The organism is Amycolatopsis sp. NPDC039088 (genome assembly GCF_055598845.1).
In genome coordinates this window covers 164,722-185,660 of record NZ_JBVKAE010000015.1, presented here as the reverse complement: position 1 = coordinate 185,660, position 20,939 = coordinate 164,722, and the positions used below count along the sequence as shown (strand labels likewise).

11 protein-coding genes are annotated in these 20,939 nt (G+C 70.1%); 9 read left to right on the top strand and 2 right to left on the bottom strand.

What is annotated here, in order from left to right:
- Positions 1-33: 33 nt before the first annotated feature.
- The 9 genes from ACZ7KI_RS21020 (at position 34) to ACZ7KI_RS20980 (ending at position 9,747) form a co-directional block, all read left to right on the top strand.
- On the top strand, positions 34-1,347 hold the full coding sequence (locus ACZ7KI_RS21020; protein ID WP_470274785.1) for a tryptophan 2,3-dioxygenase: 1,314 nt from the start codon (positions 34-36) through the stop codon (positions 1,345-1,347).
- Entirely contained in the window at positions 1,340-2,344 is a 1,005-nt protein-coding gene (locus ACZ7KI_RS21015) for a methyltransferase (RefSeq protein WP_470274784.1), read from the top strand. Before ACZ7KI_RS21020 ends, ACZ7KI_RS21015 begins: the two co-directional genes overlap by 8 nt.
- Complete coding sequence (gene trpD, locus ACZ7KI_RS21010) at positions 2,341-3,393, top strand: anthranilate phosphoribosyltransferase (protein WP_470274783.1); 1,053 nt, start codon at positions 2,341-2,343, stop codon at positions 3,391-3,393. The genes ACZ7KI_RS21015 and trpD overlap by 4 nt, the downstream gene beginning before the upstream one ends.
- A 78-nt stretch (positions 3,394-3,471) precedes the next feature.
- The gene (locus ACZ7KI_RS21005) at positions 3,472-4,188 is read left to right on the top strand and encodes an alpha-hydroxy-acid oxidizing protein (protein ID WP_470274782.1); all 717 of its coding nucleotides are present in this window, start codon (positions 3,472-3,474) and stop codon (positions 4,186-4,188) included.
- Positions 4,176-4,967: a tryptophan synthase subunit alpha gene (locus tag ACZ7KI_RS21000; protein ID WP_470274781.1), complete on the top strand. Its 792-nt coding sequence runs from the start codon at positions 4,176-4,178 to the stop codon at positions 4,965-4,967. Before ACZ7KI_RS21005 ends, ACZ7KI_RS21000 begins: the two co-directional genes overlap by 13 nt.
- Complete coding sequence (locus tag ACZ7KI_RS20995) at positions 4,967-6,709, top strand: FAD-dependent monooxygenase (protein ID WP_470274780.1); 1,743 nt, start codon at positions 4,967-4,969, stop codon at positions 6,707-6,709. Before ACZ7KI_RS21000 ends, ACZ7KI_RS20995 begins: the two co-directional genes overlap by 1 nt.
- Positions 6,706-8,013 (top strand): phenylacetate--CoA ligase family protein, encoded by a 1,308-nt coding sequence (locus tag ACZ7KI_RS20990; RefSeq protein WP_470274779.1) that lies wholly within the window; start codon positions 6,706-6,708, stop codon positions 8,011-8,013. The genes ACZ7KI_RS20995 and ACZ7KI_RS20990 overlap by 4 nt, the downstream gene beginning before the upstream one ends.
- Positions 7,994-8,236: a DUF6052 family protein gene (locus ACZ7KI_RS20985; protein ID WP_470274778.1), complete on the top strand. Its 243-nt coding sequence runs from the start codon at positions 7,994-7,996 to the stop codon at positions 8,234-8,236. The genes ACZ7KI_RS20990 and ACZ7KI_RS20985 overlap by 20 nt, the downstream gene beginning before the upstream one ends.
- Positions 8,227-9,747 carry a benzoate-CoA ligase family protein gene (locus tag ACZ7KI_RS20980; protein WP_470274777.1) on the top strand — a complete coding sequence of 507 codons (1,521 nt, stop codon included), beginning with the start codon at positions 8,227-8,229 and terminating at the stop codon, positions 9,745-9,747. Before ACZ7KI_RS20985 ends, ACZ7KI_RS20980 begins: the two co-directional genes overlap by 10 nt.
- A gap of 721 nt (positions 9,748-10,468) precedes the next feature.
- Here the strand turns inward: ACZ7KI_RS20980 and ACZ7KI_RS20975 are convergent.
- Positions 10,469-14,386: a type I polyketide synthase gene (locus ACZ7KI_RS20975; protein WP_470274776.1), complete on the bottom strand. Its 3,918-nt coding sequence runs from the start codon at positions 14,384-14,386 to the stop codon at positions 10,469-10,471.
- A gap of 44 nt (positions 14,387-14,430) precedes the next feature.
- Positions 14,431-20,925: an SDR family NAD(P)-dependent oxidoreductase gene (locus ACZ7KI_RS20970; RefSeq protein ID WP_470274775.1), complete on the bottom strand. Its 6,495-nt coding sequence runs from the start codon at positions 20,923-20,925 to the stop codon at positions 14,431-14,433.
- Positions 20,926-20,939: the final 14 nt, after the last annotated feature.

Sequence of the window (20,939 nt, the reverse complement as noted above, 5' to 3'; positions counted from 1 at the left end):
CCATCGATTCCTGATCTGATGAGGGAAAGCACTATGACACCGCAGAAGGACACCCTGGCCGCGAATGGAGTCGTCCCCACGACGACCGGGGTCGGCCGACTCAGCCTCCGCGCGGTCGGCGCGGGCTCATGGAGACGCTCTCCGCGGCCCGCCGTCGAACAGATCGACCGGTGGTTCGAGCGGCTCCGTTCCGGAGCGGCGACCGGGGAAGCGGCACGGTTCCCCTACGACGCCGTGCTCGGGCATTTCCAGGCGGTCGGCCGCAATCAGGCCGATCCGCTCCTGATCGAAAGACTCCGCGTCCTCGCCGGAGCACTCCCGCCGCCGCGCACGGTCCACGACCGCGTACTGGCAGGCTGGCTGCCCGGCACCTTCGACCAGGAAAACGGGAACTACGACTCCTACGCCGCGATCCCGCTACTGGAAGAAGTCGCCGAAGCGGGCGGACCGGACCGGGTCGACACCGAGCTGGACGGTCTGATCGTCGCACTGCTGGCCGATCTCCTGCGGTTCGAGGCGACCGGGCTGCGCGCGAATCCGAACTCGAGCAAGCAGTGGGCCCGGACCCAGGCCGTATTCCGCGCGCTCGTCAGAGCCGGGGAGATCGCGCCGTTGGCGAGTGCTCTGCTCCAGCCGGCGTCCACGGACGGAAGCGCTCCGGGAGACCAGGAGATCGCGGTGGCGGACGCGACCCTCGCGCGGATCGAGGAGCCGGTCCGGCACGCGGTGCGGATCGCGATGCTGCCGACCACGAGCAGACACGACGAGGTCATGTTCATCCGTAGCGTGCAGGCCTTCGAACTGCTCTACCGCAGAATCGCGCGCGGCCTCGATCGGGCCGTGTCCGCTGTGGACGGTGGTCGGCCGTCGGCCGCGATCGAGGAGATCACCGGCGCGGCGGGCAGGATCAGCGCGACCACGATGCTCTACCGCGTACTGACGACCATGCCACAGGACAGCTTCGCCGAAATCCGCGCGAACACGCGTGGCCGTAGTGCGATCCAGTCGAGGGCGTATCGCGAGGTCGAATTGCGCAGCGCGCCGATCCGGCCCAATCCGCAGGCGCCACCGTTCTCCGTGGAAGGCCTGTCGCTGCAAGAGGTCTTCACCGCCCTGCCGGCCGATCCCGTTTCCACCGCGCTGGCCGCGGCGATGCGGAAGCTCGACGACGCGTGGCGCGGGATGAAGAGAACCCATTGGGGTATCACGCTGAAGATCATCGGCCGGGTACCGGGAACCGGTGGCACCGCCGGCGCGGACTATCTGCGGGTGGCGGCGGACCAGCCGCTGTTCCCGGTACTCCATCCCGAGAACGGCGAACAGCAGGAAGGTGCCCGCATTGCGTGACAACGACGAATTTCTCGCCAACGACGAGGCGAACAGCTTGCTGCGGCGGAAGATCATGGGTTACGTCGTTTCGCAGGCGATCTTCGCGGTGACCAAGGCGGACATCATCGAGCGGCTCGGCGACGACGCGCTCCCGGTGGAGGTCATCGCGGCCAAGGCGGGGGTCGATCAAGACGCGCTCACCCGCTTCCTCAGGGTTCTCGTGGCCGAAGGGCTGTTCACCGAGGAGCCGAGAGGGACCTTCGCCGTCACCGGACTCGGCTCGCTGCTGCGCGAGGACACCCCCGGTTCGCTGAGGCATTTGGCGACGCTGATGGACGACGAGGCCTACCTGGCCTGGTCCGCGGCGGGACACAGCCTGCGCACCGGCGAAGCGGGTTTCGACGAGGTGTTCGGCAAGCCGATGTTCGACTGGCACGGCGAGCGGCCCGCCGCGGCCGCGGCTTTCGACCGGGCGCAGGCGGGGCTGGTCACCTTGCGGATGCTGCCGCTCCACGAATGGGACTGGAGCGGCGCCGGAAGCGTGGTCGACGTCGGGGGCGGCAACGGCACACTCGTCGACGAACTGCTCTCCCGCCATCCGCATCTGCACGGCACGGTTTTCGACCAGCCGCACGTCGTCGGTCCGCCGTCGACGTCCAGCCGCCGCGAGGTGGTCGGTGGGGACTTCTTCGAACGTGTCCCGGCCGGCGGGGACGTGTATGTGCTCGCGCAGATCCTGCACGACTGGGACGACACCGACGCGACGCGGATCCTGCGCCGGGTGGCGGAAGCGATGGCATCGGGTTCGAAACTGCTGATCCTGGAACAGGTCGTGCCCGACGGCACCGAACCCCATCCGGCGAAACTGCTGGACCTGCACATGCTCGTCCTGCTCGGCGGCAGGGAACGGACCGAGACACACTGGCGGGAACTGCTCGGCGGCGCCGGTTTCGAGATCACCCGGATCACCGGTTCGTCCCGTTCTTCGCTCATCGAGGCCAGGGTGACGCGATGACGACGGCCGAACGGGATTTCACGACACTCACCCGGCGCCTGCTCGACGGGATTGATCTGTCCACTTCGGACGCCGCGTGGGTGATCGACGCCGTGATGGCCGGCGACGTCACCCCGGTACGGCTGGCCGGTTTCGCCGTAGCGCTGCGCGCGAAGGGCGAAACGGCGGCCGAGGTCGCCGCACTGGCCGAGCGGACCGTGTCGCACGCGCCGCCGGTGCGGCTGAGCCGGTCCGCGGTGGACATCGTCGGTACCGGCGGCGACGGTTCCCGTTCGGTGAACATCTCCACCATGGCGGCGATCGTCGTCGCGGCGACCGGCGCGGACGTGGCGAAGGTCGGCAACCGGAGCGCGTCTTCCTCCTCCGGGTCGGCGGACGTGCTGGAGGCGCTGGGCGTCGTCATCGATCTGCCGCCCGAAGGGGTGGAACGGTGTCTCGCCGAACTGGGCATCGGATTCTGTTTCGGCCCGGCGTTCTATCCCGGGCTGCGACATATCGGCCCGGCACGCCGTGAACTCGCCGTTCCGACCACCTTCAACCTGCTCGGCCCGCTCTCGAATCCGGCGCGACCGGACGCCGCGCTCGTCGGTTGTGCCTTCGCCACGCAGACGAAGACCCTCGCGGAGGCGTTCGCCCGGCGCGGGACACGGGCACTGGTCGTCCGCGGCGACGACGGACTCGACGAATTCACCACGGCGACGACGAGCACGGTCTGGGTGGTGTCCGACGGAACCGTGCGACGGGACGAGTTCGATCCGCGTTCGGCGGGGATCCCGCTTTCCGCACCCGGCGCGCTGCGTGGCGGTGGCCCCGCGGAGAACGCGGCCATCACGCTGGAAACCTTGGGGGGCAAGCGAAGTTCCGTCCGGGACGCCGTGCTGCTCAACGCGGCCGCGGCGTTGGCCGCCCACCACGGTTTCGGCGACTCGCTGACCACCGACATCCGCCACTGGCTCCCCGTCGCGGAACACTCGATCGACTCGGGCGCGGCGGAATCGCTCCTGCGCGGCTGGGCGAAACTTTCCGGCACCATCGCCGCCCAGCACTGAAATCCGGCAATGAGCGAGAAGCCCGCGCACCACGACGATGCGACGATTTCCGAGTGGCTCATGATCAGGAGGGATCAGGTGAACGGTCGGAGTTTGCAAGAGGTTCTCGACAACGCGCGACTGGACGGCCGGGCCGCGTTGATGGCCGACGTCAAGTTCATCTCGCCTCGCGACGGGCTGTTGCTGCGCCCTGAGGACCTGGAGGGTTATCTCGCCGAGCTGGTCACCGGAGGGGTCGAGGCGCTGTCGACACCGACCGACCCGGTGTACTTCGGCGGCGGGATCGAACTCGCCGCGCGTATTCGCGCCCTTTGCCCGCTTCCGTTGATGCGCAAGGAATTCTTCAACTCCATCGACCAGGTGGACGAATCGGCGGACGCCGGTTTCGACGCGGTGCAGCTTTCGGTCAACACCGTCGTCGAGCCCGGTCTGCTGGAGCGGATGATCGAGCGGTCGGAACGCCTCGGACTGGAAGTGGTCGTCGGAGCGCATCAGCCCGAGCATGTGGCGCGGGCACTGGAACTCGGTGCGAAGACCATCGCCGTGAACAACCGGGACATCGTCGCGCTGGAACTCGACACCGGCACGGTGAGCCGGACCGAATCCCTGCTTTCGGCGATCCCGCCGGAGGTCCGGGTCATTTCCGAGAGCGCGTTCCACACTCCCGAGGATGTCGCGCGGGCCGTCGCCGCCGGCGCGGACGCCGTGCTCGTGGGGACGGCGCTGGCGAAGAGCCCCGACCCCGCCGCCCTCGCGAAGCGGCTGCGAGCCGGAACCGTCCGATGCCTCACCTAGGCGACCGGCTCGGCGAAAGCCGGTCGCGGGGCGAGGCACTACTGGTGGTCTACCTGACCGTCGGTGATCCGATCGCGCCGACCGGACGGCTCGCCGAGGCCTTGGTGGAAGCGGGCGCCGACGTCCTGGAACTCGGGATCCCCACCGAAGGCACGCGACCACGCGGAACCGAGGTGGCGCGCTCGTTCGATCGGGCGCGCGGCCTCCCGCCCGGTCGCTCGTGGGAGATCGTCGGGGAACTGCGTGCGGCGCTGCCGGACACCCCGCTGCTGCCGTTGGTGTATCCGGCCACGGTCGCCGATCTCGGCGTGCGATCGCTGCTGACCGGCGCGGTGACGGCGGGCACCGACGGTCTCGTGCTGACCGATCCGGCTGCTTCGCCCACCGTCGGCCAGGTCCTCGACCAGGGGCTCAGCGCGGTTCCCCTGATCGCCTCCTCGACCGAACCCGGCCGCGCCGCCAGGTTGGAGGCAGAAGCCGACGTGCTGACCTACCGCTCCCTCGCCGCCCGCACCGGTGACCCACTCACCCACGCCGAGGCGGGACGGCTCACCGAGGCCGCCGCCGAGGGCGCGAAGAAGCCCTTTCTCGCCGGATTCGGCCTTCGTGACGAGGGCGGCATCCGGGCGGTGTCGAGGCACGCGGCAGGCGTGGTCATCGGGAGCGAGCTCTACCGGGTGCTCGGCGCGGCGGGCGGTGCGCGGCTCGACCGCGTACGCGACGCCGTCACCCGGTGGAAAGCGGCGACCGTCCGGACGAGCACCGAATCGAGGGCGTGATGCGAGTCGACATCATCGGGGCGGGGCCGGGCGGGCTCTTCCTCTCCACACTGCTCAAACGCGGCGGGATCGCGGACGAGGTGCATGTCTTCGAACGCAACGCCGAAGACGCCTCGGCTGGCTGGGGGCTCGTGTTCCCCGACGGCGCGCTGGCCGAACTGGGCGCGATCGCGCCGGACATCCACGAGGAGATCGTCTCGGCCGGAACCACCTGGACCCCCGTCGAGATCCGGTACCGCGGCACGGTCCGCCGGGTGGAAGGCAACCGGTTCCACGGCATTCCCCGCAATCAGGTACAGACGGTGCTGCGCCGGGACGCCAGGCGGCTCGGGGTGGAACTCCACTTCGGACACGAGACGAAGTCACTCGCCGAACACGACGCGGCCGATCTCGTCGTCGGCGCGGACGGTGTCGGCTCGGTGGTCCGCACCGAACTCGCCGACACCTTCCGGCCCGCCTTCACCCCGTCGAAGTTCCACTTCGGCTGGTTCGGCGTCGAACTCCCGCTGCCCTACTTCACCTACGCCTTCGCCGAGACGGAATGGGGCCTCTTCCAAGGCTATTTCTATCCCTCCGGCCAGGGCTGGTGTTCGCTGATCCTCTACGTCTCGGACGACGCCTGGCGGCGGTCCGGACTGGCGGAAATGAGCCTGGAGGAGTCACTCCGCTTCTGCGAAAGCGTCTTCGCGGACCACCTGAACGGCAAGCCGATCCTGCCGCGCGGCTCGGAATGGTCGCGTTTCCGGCTCCTCGAATGCGAAAACTGGCACACCGACGACGTCGTACTGATCGGCGACGCCGCGCACACCGCGCACTGGTCCATCGGTTCCGGCACCCGGCTGGCGCTGGAAGACGCCATCGCGCTCGCCGGTGAACTACGGGCGCAGCCCGGCCGGATCTCCGAAGCGCTCGCGATGTACGAGAAGACCCGGCGGCCAAGAGTCGAGCAGTTCCAGCAGGCTTCCCTCCGTTCGGAACGCCACTTCGACCACGCGCACCGTTATCTCGGCTTCGAGCCGATCCAGTTCGCCTACCAGTTGCTCGCCAGGTCATGGCGGATCTCCCACGACGACATCGTCGCGCTGGACCCGGATTTCGCGAGCGAGTTCACCCGCTGGTTCCACGCGCGCGCCACCGGCAGGCCGATGCCACCGGCGTCGTCGCCCGCGCTCACGCCACTGAGTCTCGGGCCGCTCGAACTCGCGAACCGGATCGTGACGACCGGCGAGCCGGGCGCCGGACTGCTCCTCGTCGACGGGACCGGCGGGATCCCGCCCGCTCCGGTGGGTCCGGCCCCGGCGGCGGTCCGGCTCGCCGCGTCGGACGCCGGTCTGGCCGAAACCGCGGCGGAACTGGGCTATCGGTTGCTGGTCCTCGACCTCGGAGACCGGCTCGCCGCGACCGTGCCGTCCGCCTCCACGTGGGCGGAAGCACGGGCTTCGCTCCCGGTCGTGGCCGCGTTCGGCCTGGACGAACGGACTTACTCCGGGGACGGGCTGGACGCGGTGATCGCGTTGGCCGGTTCGCTCAAAGAGTCCGGTGTGGACGGTCTGTTGCTCGCCGCCGCGGACCGGGACCCGCTGCCGGCGGGACGGGTCGTCCAGGTCGCCGACCTGATCCGCAACACCGCCGAAATCGTGGTGATCGCCGACGACGGGCTGACGACGATCGACGAGGCCGACACCACGGTCGCGTCCGGCCGCGCCGACCTGTGCGTCCTGCACGAAGAGGAGACGGAATGAGTACTCCGGAGGCCGCGTTCTGGCAACCCGCGACCGAAACCATGCCGCGGGACCGGCTGGCCGACTGGCAGTGGGTGAAGCTGCGGAAGGCGCTGGAGCACGCACGGGTCAACTCGAAATTCTGGGCGACGCGCATCCCGGACGGCATCGAGTCGCTCGCCGACTTCCGGCAGCGGATCCCACTGCTGTACAAGAAGGATCTGGTCGCGGCGGAGGCCGTCGACCCACCGTTCGGCATCCTGCCGTCCACCGATCCCGTCGCCGGAGTCCGGTTCCACCAGACCAGTGGCACCAGCGGGAACACGCCACTGCGCACCTTCGACACCGCACGGGACTGGGCGTGGGGTGTCGACATGTGGTGCGCCGCCCTGCACGCCGCCGGGGTCCGGCCCGGCCAGAAAGGGTGCGTGGCCTTCGGATACGGCCTCTTCATGGGTTTCTGGGGGATGCAGGACGCGCTGTCCAGGATGGGGTGCACCATCGTGCCGACCGGCTCGATGGACTCCGCCACCCGTGTCCGGCTGATCGTCGACCAGGGCATCGAAGTACTCGGCTCCACGCCCACCTACGCGATGAGGCTGCTGGAAACCGCCGCCGCGATGGGAATCGACCTGGCGACCGAAAGCAGGCTCCGGATCATCGTGACCGGCGCCGAACCGCGATCCGCCGCCACGACGCGGGCGCTGACCGAAGGATTCGGCGCGAAGGTGTTCGACTTCGCCGGGATGACCGAACTCGGCACGGTCTTCATGTTCGAATGCCCGTCCCGGCCCGGCGCTTGCCACGTCATCGAATCCGGTGTCATCGAGGAGGTGCTCGATCCCGGCACGAGGCTCCCGGTCGGCTACGGCGAGCGCGGCGTCCGGGTCATGACCGGCCTTGGCAGGGAAGGGATCCAGGTCTTCCGGTACTGGACGGACGACGTCGTGGTGAAGCGGCCGTGGCACGAATGCCCGTGCGGACGCACCTGGGACTTCTACGACGGCGGGATCCTCGGCCGCAGTGACGACATGCGCAAGATCCGCGGGATCTCGGTGACCCCGGTGCTGGTCGAGGACGTGGTCCGCGGTTTCGGCGAGGTGGCCGAATTCCAGACCGTGCTCCGCACGGACGGTGGCCTCGACAAGATGGTGCTCCGGATCGAGCCCCGCCCCGGCGCCGACGCCGTCGCGCTCACCACCGGAATCCGCGACGCGGTCAAACGGCTGATCGGGCTGCAACCGGAAGTCCAGCTCGCCGCGCAGGGCGAGCTTCCCCGATTCGAGGCGAAGGCGGCGAGGTTCCATGACGAACGCGACCGGTGAACTCAGTGCCGAACACCGCCACGCGCTGATTGACACCTACCTGACCCTGCACGACCTCGCCACCGGCTGCGCCGTCCCGGCGGTGCGGGCCGCGGCGAGGGCGGCGGTCGCCGAGGTCCACGCCGCGCTGGACGGGCAGGCGATCGACTTCGAGTTCTATTCGCACCGCTGGGTATCCGCTGATCCACCCGTGACCGAGGGAGTGCCGAAACGATGTCCCTGAACGGCTCCGACCAGAGCTTCAACGTCGCCGAACGCTTCCTCGACGGACGCGACGGGCACCGGACGGCTCTGCTCACCCACGACGGCCCGACGACCTACGACGAGCTCCGTGCACAGGTGAACCGGACGGGCAACGCCTTGCGCGCGCTCGGGGTCGGCCGGGGCGACCGGGTCCTGCTGTCCCTGCGCGACGGGGTCGAATACGTCGCGACCTGGTTCGCGGTACAACGGATCGGAGCCATCACCGTCGAGGTCTACAGCTTCCTCGGCCGCGACGATTACCGGTACTACCTCGACTACCTGAAACCGAAGGCGATCGTCGCCGACGCCGGCACGGCACCGGAACTCAGGGCGGCTGGCGCACGGGAGATCGTCGTGGTCGGCGCCGCCCCGGACGAGCTCGCGCCGGGGGAACACCGTTTCGAGACGCTCGTTTCGGAACTGCCCGCGACACTGGAGGCCGTCCACGTCGACGGCGACGACGAGGCGATCTGGAAACTCACCAGCGGGAGCACGGGTAAACCGAAGGCGTGCCGGCTGACCGCGCGCAGCCCGTGGCTGAGCTTCCAGTGGTACGCGCGGTCGACGCTCGGGATCGACCAAGACGACGTCGTGCTGCCGGTGCCCAAGCTGTTCTTCGGCTACGCGAGGGACATGGTGGCGCTCTTCCCGCTCGGGGTCGGCGGAACCGGCATCCTCTTCCCGGAACGGTCCACCGCGGACACGCTCTTCGACCTCGTCGAACGGCATCGCCCGACGATCCTGGTCAACGTGCCCACGATGATGAAGGCGATGGTCGAGCACCCCGACGCCGCCGGCAAGGACCTGAGCAGTCTGCGGTTCGTCACCTCGGCGGGCGAGCATCTGCCGCCCGATCTGCACCGGCGCTGGCTGGACACCTTCGGGGTCGAAGTCATCGACGGCATCGGCTCCTCGGAGGCCTACCACGGCTACATCACCAACCGGCCGGGCGAATCCAGGATCGGCACCCTCGGCAAGGTCGTGCCCGGCTACCGCGCGCGGGTCGTCGACGAGAGCGGGACCGAGGTGCCGGACGGCGAGACGGGGGTGCTGGAGGTGTCCGGCGAGCCGGTCGCGCTCGGCTACTACCGGTCGCCGGAGAAGTCGGCCGCCACCTTCCCCGCCGAGCACACCGTCCGGTCGGGTGACCTGTTCACCCGCGACGCCGAGGGGTACTTCCACTACCGTGGCCGCGCCGACGACCTGCTCAAGGTCGGCGGGGTGTGGGTGGCGCCGGTCGAGATCGAGAACTGTCTCGCGACGCATCCCGCGGTCAAAGCGTGCGCCGTCGTCGGCTATCAGGACGGCGGGCTGACGCGCAGCCGCGCCTATGTCGTCCTGTCCGGCCCCGTCGAAGCGACCGAACTGCAGGAGTACGTGCGCGCCCGGCTGGCCCCGTACAAGTATCCGCGCGACATCCGGTTCGTCGACGCCCTTCCCGTGACACCCTCGGGGAAGGTCGACCGGGGCAGGCTTCGCGACGCCGCTTGAGCCGGGCCTTGGCGGAGCGGCGGGGCGGCCGTTCGGTGCCGGTGGCCGACGATGGAGGATCGGGGACGTTGAGTGTACCGATTCCTTCATCGTCGCGGCCTCGCCACACCCGGTCAGGATCGGCCCGCCTCTTGACTGTCCACAAGAGATACTGTTCGCGACCATGGCGCCTGTTCCAGGCGATTTGCGCAGTTTCATGAGGGGTCGCGAGTCGCAATGAGCGTTCTAGCCCGAATCGCCACTCACGACCGGGGCCGAGTGGGTGGTTTCGCGTGGCTGGATGGATGGCGCGTGTGATCAGACGGAGGACACGTGTGTCTGGATGGATGACACGCGGGAGCGGCAGATTTCGTCGGGTGTTCTCCGTTCACTCACGCGTACCCTCCGTCGGATCACGCGTGTCGCCCGATGGCAGGTACCTAAGACACAAGTGGCCCTCACCCGAACCGCCACTCACGACATTCCTCCGAAACCGCACCCGCAGCCCCGCGGCATCCAGAATCAGGCCTGCCCTACCTCGGCTCGATCAAGCTCTACCTCGACTTTGCCGGGACCCTGCGCCTAGCGCAAGGAAGGGGGCCTTCATGTACTTCGATAAGGCGTGACTCGCGTGCCCGGATGCCGCACTCCCGCCCGAGACACGACACGTTTGCCTTACCCCTCAATAACCCTCATTACCACTCACGACCTCGCACAAAGGACCCGGCGCCACGGCAAGGGGTCAGTCGCCGAAGCGCTCCGTCAGCCAGTCGTGCAGCGCGGAGGCGGCGGATTCCGCGTGCTGGGTCAGCAGGGTGTAGTGGTTGCCGGGCAGATCGACGGTCCGCGCGCAGAGCGCGGTCGGGAACTGTTCGTCCGCCGTGAACGAGGGCAGGCCCGGCAGGGCTTCCGAAGCCCGCAGGTGCAGGGTCGGCGTCCGGATCGGGACCGGCTCCCAGGTGTCGAACAACGTGACGTACCGGCCCATCGCGCCGAGCTGGCTCGCCATCGAACCCGTTTTCCCGCCACCGAAGAGTTCCTGCCGTCCGGCCTGCTCCCGCATGAACCGCCCGCGTACCTCGTTCCGGTCCGAAGCGGGCAGATAGATGTCCACGAGCACGACGGCGTCGGCCGGGCGGCCTTGAGCCTCGAGGTATTCGGCGAAGGCGCGGGCGACCCAGCCGCCCGCGGAGTAGCCGACCAGCACCAGCTTTCCGTCGCCCACGTGCTCGTCGAGCGCCCGCCGTTGTGCCGCGAACAGGCTGGGCAGGTCGGGCGGCAAGGGCTGGCCGTCGGTGAATCCCGGCGGCCACATCGTCCACATGTCGTGTGGCCGCGGCATCGCGGGGGCGATGAACGAGTACGCGGCGTCGGTGATCGGCGAAACCGGCGGTATCGCGCAGACCAGCGCGGGACCGCCCGAACCGACGGCCAGCCGCGAGACCGCCACCAGCGCGGCCGCGTCCGTCTCGTCGTCGAACGAGGCCCGCAGCAGTCCGGCCATCCTGGCGAGGCCCATCGCGTCATGCGGCCGTCCCTGCTCGACACCGCTCAGGTACAGCGAAACCAGACTGTCCGAATCGGACTCTTCCGCCGCGGCAACGCCGGATCCGCTCTCCGGGACCTCGCCCGTCAAGAACTCCGCCAGCTCTTCGACCGTCGGATAGTTGAGCACATCGGTCAGCTGGAGGTCGACGCCGGTCGCGGCGGCGATCCGGTTGCGCAACTCGACGGCGGTGAGCGACTCGAAGCCGAGGTCGCGGAAGGTGTCGTCCAGCGGGACCTCGCGCCCGCGAGGGTATTTCAGCACCGCGGCGACATGTCCGCGGACCACTCGGACCAGACGGCGGCGGCGTTCGTCCGGCGGCAGCGAGGCCAGGCCGGTGTCCGCTTCGGTGCCGGCTTCCTCCACCGCCGCGCCGTCCCCGAACTCGGGCATGATCGGTTCGAGCCAGTACCGGTCGCGGTGGAACCGGTAGGGCGGGAGATCCACCCGTCGCGCCCCGCTGCCTTCGAAAACGACCTGCCAGTCGACTTCGGCCCCGGCGACATGGGCTTCGGCGAGCGCGCGCAGGAAGCGATCGAGGCCGCCTTCGCCGCGGTGCAGCGTCCCGAGCACGGAGCCGGTCTCGCCGCCCGCGTCGAGTGTCTCGCGCAGGGCGCCGCCGAGCACCGGATGCGGGCTCACTTCGAGGAGCACCCGGTGGCCGTCGCGCAGCAGGGTGCCGGTCACCTCGTCGAACCGGACCGTTTCCCGCAGGCTGCGGTACCAGTAGGCGGCGTCCAGCGGTTCGTCCTCGACCCACCGGCCGGTCCGGCCGGATACGAACGGCAGCACCGGACCGGTGGGGGTCAGCGGTGCCAGCTCGTGCAGGATCCTGTCCCTGATCTGTTCGACGTGGGTCGAATGCGACGCGTAGTCGACCGGGACGCGACGTGCCCGCAAGCCGCGCTCCTCGCATTCGGCGAGCAGTTCCGTCAACGCGGTGGGAGTACCGGAGACCACTGTGGACAGTGCGCCGTTCACCGCGGCGATGGTGAGCTCACCCGGCTTGCCGTCGATGAGTTCCGCCGTCGCCTCGGCGCCGAGGGCGACCGAGACCATCCCGCCGGTACCCGACAACGCCGTCAGCGCGCGACTGCGCAGCGCGGCCACCCGCATGGCGTCGGAAAGGCTCAAGGCGCCGGCGATCCACGCCGCCGGGATCTCGCCCTGCGAGTGTCCGGCGACGGCGGTCGGCTCGACGCCGTGATGCCGCCAAAGCCGGGCGAGGGAGATCATCACCGCCGCCAGCACCGGCTGGACGACGTCGACGCGGTCGATCGAAGGCGCCCCTTCGGCCTGCCGCAGCACATCGACGAGAGACCAGTCGACGAACGGGGTCAGCGCCTTCTCGCACTCGACGAGCTGCTCGGCGAACACCGGCGAAGCGGCCAGCAGCTCCACCGCCATTCCCTGCCACTGCGCGCCCTGCCCCGGGCAGACGAACGCCACCCCGGTGTCCGGGATCGCGGTGCCTTCGACCACGAAAGACGACGGTTCACCGGTGGCGAGCGCGGAAAGGCCGTCGAGGAGTTCCTCGCGAGTCGCGCCGAGCACCACGGCACGGTGCCGATGATGGGTCCGCGTGGTGGCGAGCGAATACGCGACGTCGGCCGGGTCTGCGTCACCGAGTTCGTCGAGCAGTTTCTTCGCCTGCGCCGCCACCCCGGCCGCCGTGGCGGCCGAAACCGCCCACGGCAGCAGCGGCGGCGGAGTGCCGTCCTCGGCGTCGGCGAGTGACTCGCCCTGTTCGAGGATGAGATGCGCGTTCGTACCGCTCATTCCGAACGATGAGATCGCGGCTCGGCGGGGGCGGCCGGTTTCGGGCCAGGGAACGGTTTCGGTCGTCAGCGCGATCCCGCCGCCGTCCCAGTCGACGTGCGGGGTCGGCCGGTCGAGATGGGGCAGCGGCGGCACGAGACCGTGGCGCATGGCCATCAGCATCTTGAGCACACCGGCGATCCCGGCGGCGGCCTGGGTGTGCCCGAGGTTCGCCTTGGCCGCTCCGACGAGGACCGGTTCGGGGCGGTCCCGTCCGTAGGTGGCTTGCAGCGCCTGCGCCTCGATCGGGTCGCCCAGTTTCGTGCCGGTGCCGTGCGCTTCGACCACGTCGATGTCCTGTGTGGACAGTTTGGCGTCGGCGAGCGCGTCGGTGATGACCCGCTGCTGGGCTCGCCCGCTCGGCGCGGTGAGACCGTTGGACGCCCCGTCCTGGTTGATCGCGGACCCCTTGAGCACGGCGAGCACCCGGTGCCCGAGGCGCCGGGCGTCGGAAAGCCTTTCCAGGACGACGATCCCCGCGCCCTCGGCCCAGGCGGTGCCGTCGGCGTCGGCGGAGAAGGGTTTGCACCGGCCGTCCGGCGCGAGACCACGCTGCTGCGAGAACTCGATGAACCGGATCGGGCTCGGGATGAGGGTCGCGCCACCGGCCAGCGCGAGGTCGCATTCGCCGTTCCGCAGCGACCGGGCGGCCAGGTGCATCGCGACGAGCGAGGACGAGCAGGCGGTGTCGAGGGTGATCGCCGGTCCTTCGAAACCGAAGAGGTACGACACCCGTCCGGACGCGACACTGGCCGCGTTGGCGATCGAAACCTGCCCGACCAGCTCGACCGGCACCTCCTCCACCCGAGAGGCGTAGTCGCCGCCGACCAGCCCGGTGAACACGCCGGTCCGGCTGCCGCGGAGCCGGGCCGGATCGACCCCGGCGGACTCGAGCGCGTGCCAGGAGACCTCCAGCAGCAACCGGTGCTGTGGGTCCATCACCAGGGCTTCGCGCGGCGAGACGCCGAAGAATCCCGCGTCGAACTCGGTCGCCGATTCGATGAACCCGCCGTGGCGGACGTAGGACTTCCCCGGCGCTTCGGGATCGGGATCGTAGATCTCCCCCAGGTTCCATCCGCGATCGGCGGGGAATTCCGAGATCACGTCGCGTCCTTGGGCCAAGACCTCCCACAGCTGTTCGACCGACTCGACACCGCCGGGGAATCGGCAGCCCGCGCCCACGATCACCACCGGATCGGCGGCCTCGTTTTCGAGGCGGTTCAACCGTTTCCTGGTTTCGTACAGTTCGGCCGTCACCCGCTTGAAGTATTCGACGAGCTTCGGGTCATCGGACATGGCTTGCCCCCAACGGATTCGTCGTCGTCACTGGCACGGCAGGTTCACGCACGGCCGAACTCCCGGTCGACGAAGTCGTACAGCTCGTCGACGGAGGCGGACCGCAGGGTGTCTTCCGCGTCGCCGGGCCGCTCGTCGTCCAGCACGGTCAGCAGGGCACGCACCCGTGCGCCCAGCGTCGCGCGCAGTTCGGTGTCCTCGTCCAGTTCGGAAATCGTTCGTTCGAGCGCGGTCAGCTGCGCCAGCGCCGGCGAAGGTGCCGGAGCGGCGGGAGCACCGGAATCGGTGATCTCCGTACCGAGGTATCCGGCCAGCGCGTTCGCCGTCGGATGGTCGAAGACCAACGTCGGCGGAAGCCTGAGGCCGGTGGCGGCGGTGAGCCGGTTGCGGAGCTCGACCGAGGTCAGCGAGTCGAAACCCAGTTCGCGGAAGGGGGTTTCGGTGGGCACCTCATCGCCCGACCCGTAACCGAGGACGGCCGCCAGATGCCCTCGCACGAGTGACAGCAGCTGCCGTTCACGCTGGGCCTCCGGCAGGGAGCCCAGCCTCCGCATGAGCACTTCGGGCGCCTCGGCGGGCGTCTCCTGCTGACGACCGGCCGCCACCCGGCGGGTGGCGCCGCGGACGACGTCACGGAGCAACGGCGGGATACCGTCGCCCAATCCGGCGATGGTGGGAAGGTCGAGACCGAGCGGCGCGACCAGCGCCCGGTCGGAGCCGCGCGCCGCGTCCCAGAGGGCGAGCCCCTGTGCCACGGACAGTCCACGGACACCCGTCCGCCCCATCCGCGCCCAGTCCGCCGCGCTGAGCCCGCCCGCCATCCCGCCGCCGTCGGCGTGGTCGTCCCCCGGGGCCCAGAGGCCCCAGGCGAGCGAGGTGCCGGGAAGTCCCGCGTCCCGCCGCCACCGCATCAAGGCGTCGGCGAACGAGTTCGCGGCGGCGTACGCGCCCTGCCCCGCGGCCCCGAAGATGCCCGCCGCGGAAGAGAAACAGACGAACGCGGCGAGGTCACCGTCCTTGGTGAGTTCGTGCAGATGCCAGGTCCCGTCGAGTTTCGGCCGCAGGGTGGCGTCGAGCTGCTCTTCGGTCAGCGTGGCGACGACGCCGTCCGCGAGCGTCCCCGCCGCGTGCACGATCGCGGTGAGCGGATGTTCCGGTGGCACCGAGGCCAGCGCGGCTTCGACATCGGCGCGATCGGCGACGTCACCCTTGACGACCGTGACCTCGGCACCGAAACCTGACAGCTTCGTGACCAGGTCGTCGACGCCGGGGGTGTCGTTCCCGCGGCGGCTGAGCAGCATCAGGTGCCGTGCGCCCCGGCGCGCGAGGTGCCCGGCGATCAGGCCGCCGAGCCAGCCGGTGCCGCCGGTGACCAGGATCGTACCGTCGGGGTCGGGTTCCCTCGGCACGGTGAGGACCACCTTGCCGATGTGCTTCGCCTGACTGACGTGCCGGAGCGCCTGCCCCGCCCGCCTAAGGTCGTAGGCGCGGCGCGGCGGCGTGCTGAGCGCGCCGCGGCCGAACAGTTCCGAAACCTCGGTCAGCATCTCCCGGACCCGGTCTTCGCCCGCGGAGGCGACCAGGTCGTACGCGTGATAGCCGACGCCGGGATGGGCCGCGGCCACCGCTTCCGGGTCGCGGACGTCGGCTTTGCCGATCTCCAGGAACCGTCCTCCCGGGGCTAGCAGGCGCAGTGAGGCTTCCAGGAACTCACCGGTCAGCGAGTTCAGCACCACGTCGACCCCGCGGCCGCCGGTCGTCTCCCGGAACCGGGTTTCGAACTCGACCGTGCGCGAGGAAGCGATGTGCGCTTCGTCCAGCCCAAGCCCCCGCAACGTGTCCCACTTGCCTTCACTGGCCGTGGCGAACACCTCCGCGCCCAGGTACTTCGCGAGCTGGATCGCGGCGATGCCGACACCGCCCGCGCCCGAGTGGATCAGCACGGACTCACCCTGCCGGAGGCCGGCGAGATCGGTGAGGCCGTAGTACGCGGTGAGAAACGTGATCGGCACGGAAGCCGCGACCTCGTACGACCAGGCAGAGGGGATCGGCGCGAGCAACCGATGATCGGTGACCGCCACCGGGCCCATGGCGCCGGTGAACACGCCGAACACGGGGTCGCCGACGCGGAGATCGGTCACGCCGTCGCCCGTTTCCAGGACCACCCCGGCGGCTTCCGCGCCCGGCACCGCCTTTCCCGGGTACATGCCGAGTGCGACCAGGACGTCGCGGAAGTTGACCCCCGCGGCCCGGATCCCGACCCGGACGTCGAGTGGCGCCAACGGTCCGAGTACCTCGGGGCACGGCAGGAGCGCGAGATTGTCGAGGGTGCCGGGCCCGGTGCTGTCGAGGCGCCAAGCCGGTTCCGCCGGGACCGTGAGCAACCCGTCCGCGGCGACCGGGTGCAGCCGCGGGATCAGTGCCGTCCCGGCCCGTACGGCGATCTGCGGTTCACCGGTCGCCAGCGCGGCGGGGATCGCCTCGGCCACCGGTCCGTCGGTGTCGAGCAGCACGATCCGGCCAGGATGCTCCGCTTGGGCCGACCGCGCCACGCCCCAAATGCCGGCGACCGTCAGGTCGATCCGGTCCTCGGCGGTCGCGGCGACGGCTCCCCGGGTCGAAAGCACCAGTTTCACCGCGGCGAACCGCTCCGCCGCCAACCAGGCGCGCAGCAGTTCCGCCGCCTCCGCCAGCGCCTCCCGCGCCGACGGGATCACCGCACCGTCCTTTGTGGAGAGAGCGACGACGACGGCTTCCGGGACCGGCGCGCCGTCGTCGGCCGCGGCGATCAGCGCGGCGAGCGCGGCCGGACCGGGATCGAGCAGGACGTACCCGCTCTCGCCCGCCGCCGGTACCGGCGCGGGGACCCAGTCGAGCCCGTACAAGGAGTCGTCGACGTCCGGAGCGCCGAGTGCCGACCGTTCGGCGACCGGCCGCCACGCGAGGTTGCCGACCGACGCCACCGGCGCGCCGGTGGCGTCGGCGAGGGTCAGTGCCACATGCCCGTCGGCGCCGGTGACCCGGACCCGGAGCGCCGACGCGCCCGCGGCGTGCAGGGTCAGCCCGGACCAGGCGAAGGGCATGCTGCCGGAACCCTGGTTGATCGCATCGAGGAACGGACCTAGCCCGACGGCCTGGAGCGCCGCGTCCAGCAGGGCCGGATGCAGGCCGTAGCCGTCGGTCAGCGCCGGGTCCCCCGGCAGTTCGATCTCGGCGAACAGTTCGGTGCCCCCGTCGGCACCCGTGCGCAGCCATACCTTGCGAAGACCGCGGAACACCCCTTCGTAACCGAACGCCAGCACGACTTCCGGGTCGTCGTAGTAGCCGCCGTCGAACGGGAGTCGTTCCGCGTCCGGTGGCGGCCATTCGGTCAGCGCCTCGCCCGGGGGCGCGGTCCGGCCACCCAGCAGCCCGGAGGCGTGGGAGCGCCAGCCGCCGACGTCGGCGCCGTCCGGCCGGGAGAACACCCGCACCGGACGGTCACCGGATTCCAGCGGAGCACCGACCAGCACCTGTATCCGCACCCCGCCTTCGTCCGGCAGGGTCAGCGGGGTCTCCATCGTGAGTTCTTCGATCACGTCACAACCGACCTGTTCGCCGGCGGACAGCGCGAGTTCGACGAAAGCGGTCCCCGGCAGGATCACCGTGTCGTGTGCGCGGTGACCCGCCAGCCAGGCCTGCTCCCGCAGCGAGATCCGGCCGGTGAGGGCGACGCCGCCGCCGTCGGCGAGGGTGAGCGTGGCGCCCAGCAGCGGATGCCCGGACGGGAGCAGTCCCGCCGCCTGTACGTCGGCGGTGTCCGCTTCGGGAGCGATCCAATAGCGCTCCCGTTGGAACGCGTAAGTGGGCAGTTCGGTCCGCGAAGGCGCGAGGACCGCCGTCCAGTCCACCGGCACCCCTCGGACGTGCAGCCCGCCCAGCGCGCGCAGGACGCTTTCGGCCTCGTCCCGGTCGGTGCGCACCGCGGGGATCGCCACCATCGCGGGTTCTCCCTCGGCGGGTGGCGGCACCATCGCGGAAAGAACGGCGGCGGGGCCGAGTTCCAGCAGGGTGGTGATCTTCGCTTCCCGCAGCGTGGCGAGGCCGTCGTGGAACCGGACGGCCGCCCTGGCGTGCTCGGTCCAGTAGCGCGGCGAGCACAGTCGTTCGGGCGTCGCCGGTTCCCCGGTCACGTCGGAAACGATCGGGATCGACGGCGGGTGGTACTCGAGTTCGCCGAGCAGGGCTTCGAACTCGGCGAGCATCGGCTCCATGAGCGGCGAATGGAAGGCGTGGCCGACACGGAGCCGCTTGGTCCGGCGGCCGCGTTCGGCCCACCGCCGTTCGAGGTCCGCCAGCGCGTCTTCGTCCCCGGACAGCACGACGGATTCCGCGGTGTTGATCGCGGCGATCGAAACCCGGTCTTCGAGCCCGGCCAGACCGGACAGCACCTCGGTTTCGGTGGCCTCCACCGAAACCATCGCCCCGCCCTCGGGCAGCGCCTGCATCAGGCGTCCCCTGGCGGCGATCAGCCGGCAGGCGTCGGGCAGTGACCAGACACCGGCGACGTACGCGGCGGTGATCTCCCCGACCGAATGACCGAGCAGCTGGTCCGGGCGCACTCCCCACGACTCGACGAGCCGGAACAGCGCGACTTCGTAGGCGAACAAGGCCGGCTGGGTGAATTCGGTGCGGTACAACGACTCCACCTCGGCCGAGCCGGGTTCCGCGAACATGACCTCGCGCAGTGGCCGGGACAGGTGCCGGTCCAGTTCGTCGCAGACGACGTCGAGGGCGGCGGCGAACGCGGGGTATTCGGTGGTGAGACGGCGCCCCATCCCCGGTCGCTGCGCCCCCTGGCCGGTGAACAGGACGGCGAGCGAGCCGTTGCCTGCCACGTCCGCCACGACGGCGCCGTTCGCGGCACCGTCCGCGTAGGCGTTCAGCACGGTGACGAGGTCCTCGGCGGTCCTGCCGAACGCGACCGCGCGATGCCGGAACCCGACCCGCGTACTCGTGAGCGCGCCCGCGATGTCGGCGGGATCGGCCTGGCGGTCTTCGGCGAAGATCGCCAGCCGCGCGGCCTGTCCGCGCAGGGCCGCCTCGGTCTTGGCGGAGATCACCCAAGGCAGGATCGGAAGCGACCCCGACGGCACCGCTACGCGGCCCTCCTCGGTCGCCGGTTCCTCGATGAGCAGGTGGGCGTTGGTACCGCTGATACCGAACGACGACACGCCGCCACGTCGCGGTTTCTCCGTCGCCCGCCAGGGAACCGCTTCGGTGAGGAGTTCGACGGAGCCCGCCGACCAGTCCACTTTGGACGAGGGAGCGTCGACGTGCAGTGTCTTGGGAAGGACGCCGTGCCGCATGGCCATGATCAGTTTGATCGCGCCGGCGACGCCGGCCGCCCCCTGCGTGTGCCCGATGTTCGACTTCAGCGAACCGAGCCGCAGCGGGCGGTCCGGCGACCGGTCCTTGCCGTAGGCCGCGATCAGCGCGTTGGCTTCGATCGGGTCACCCAAGGTGGTTCCGGTGCCGTGCGCGTCCACCACGTCGACGTCCTCCGCGGACAGTCCGGCGTCGGCGAGCGCGGCCCGGATCACCCGCTGCTGCGCGGGCCCGCTCGGGGCGGAGAGGCCGTTGCTCGTCCCGTCCTGGTTCACCGCGGAACCCCGCAGCAGCGCCAGCACCGGACGTCCGGCGCGGCGGGCGTCGGACAGCCGTTCGAGCAGGAGCAGACCGGCGCCCTCGGCCCAGATCGCGCCGTCGGCCCCGTCGGCGAACGATTTGCACCGGGCGCCGATCGAGGTCACGCCCTGGCCGCAGAATTCGGTGAAGGTGTCCGGCGTGGCCATCACGGTTATCCCGCCGGCCAGCGCCATACCGCATTCGCCCTCGCGCAGCGCGCGGATGGCCTCGTGGATCGCGACCAGCGACGAAGAGCAGGCGGTGTCGACGGTCACCGCGGGTCCCTCGAAACCGAAGCAGTACGAGAGCCGCCCCGAGATCACACTGGAACTGTTGCCGGTGATGCCGTGCGGGGAGTACTCCTTCGACCCCTTCCACACCAGCTCGTAGTCGTTCCCGGTGGAACCGACGTAGACACCGGTCCGGCTGCCGCGCAGTTCGTCGGGATCGATCCCGGCGGACTCCAGCGTCGCCCATGCGACCTCCAGCAGCACTCGCTGCTGAGGATCCATCACGAGCGCTTCCCTGGGGGAGATGCCGAAGAATCCGGCGTCGAAGAGCGGCGCGTCGTGCAGGAAGCCACCCTCACGGACGTAAGAGCGGCCGGGCTTCCCGGCATCCGGATCGTAAAGCTCGTCGAGGTCCCAGTAGCGGTCGTCCGGGAACGGCGTGATCGCGTCGCCGCCGTCCCGGACGAGTTCCCAGAGCCCCGTGGGCGAATCGATGCCACCGGGGAGACGGCAGCCCATCCCGACCACGGCGATGGGCTCGTGCCCACGGCCTTCCACCTCGCGAAGCCTGTCCTGGGTACGCCGCAGTTCGGCCGTGACCTTCTTCAGGTACTGGCGGGTCTTGTCCTCTGTAGACATCAAAGCTCCAGATTTCG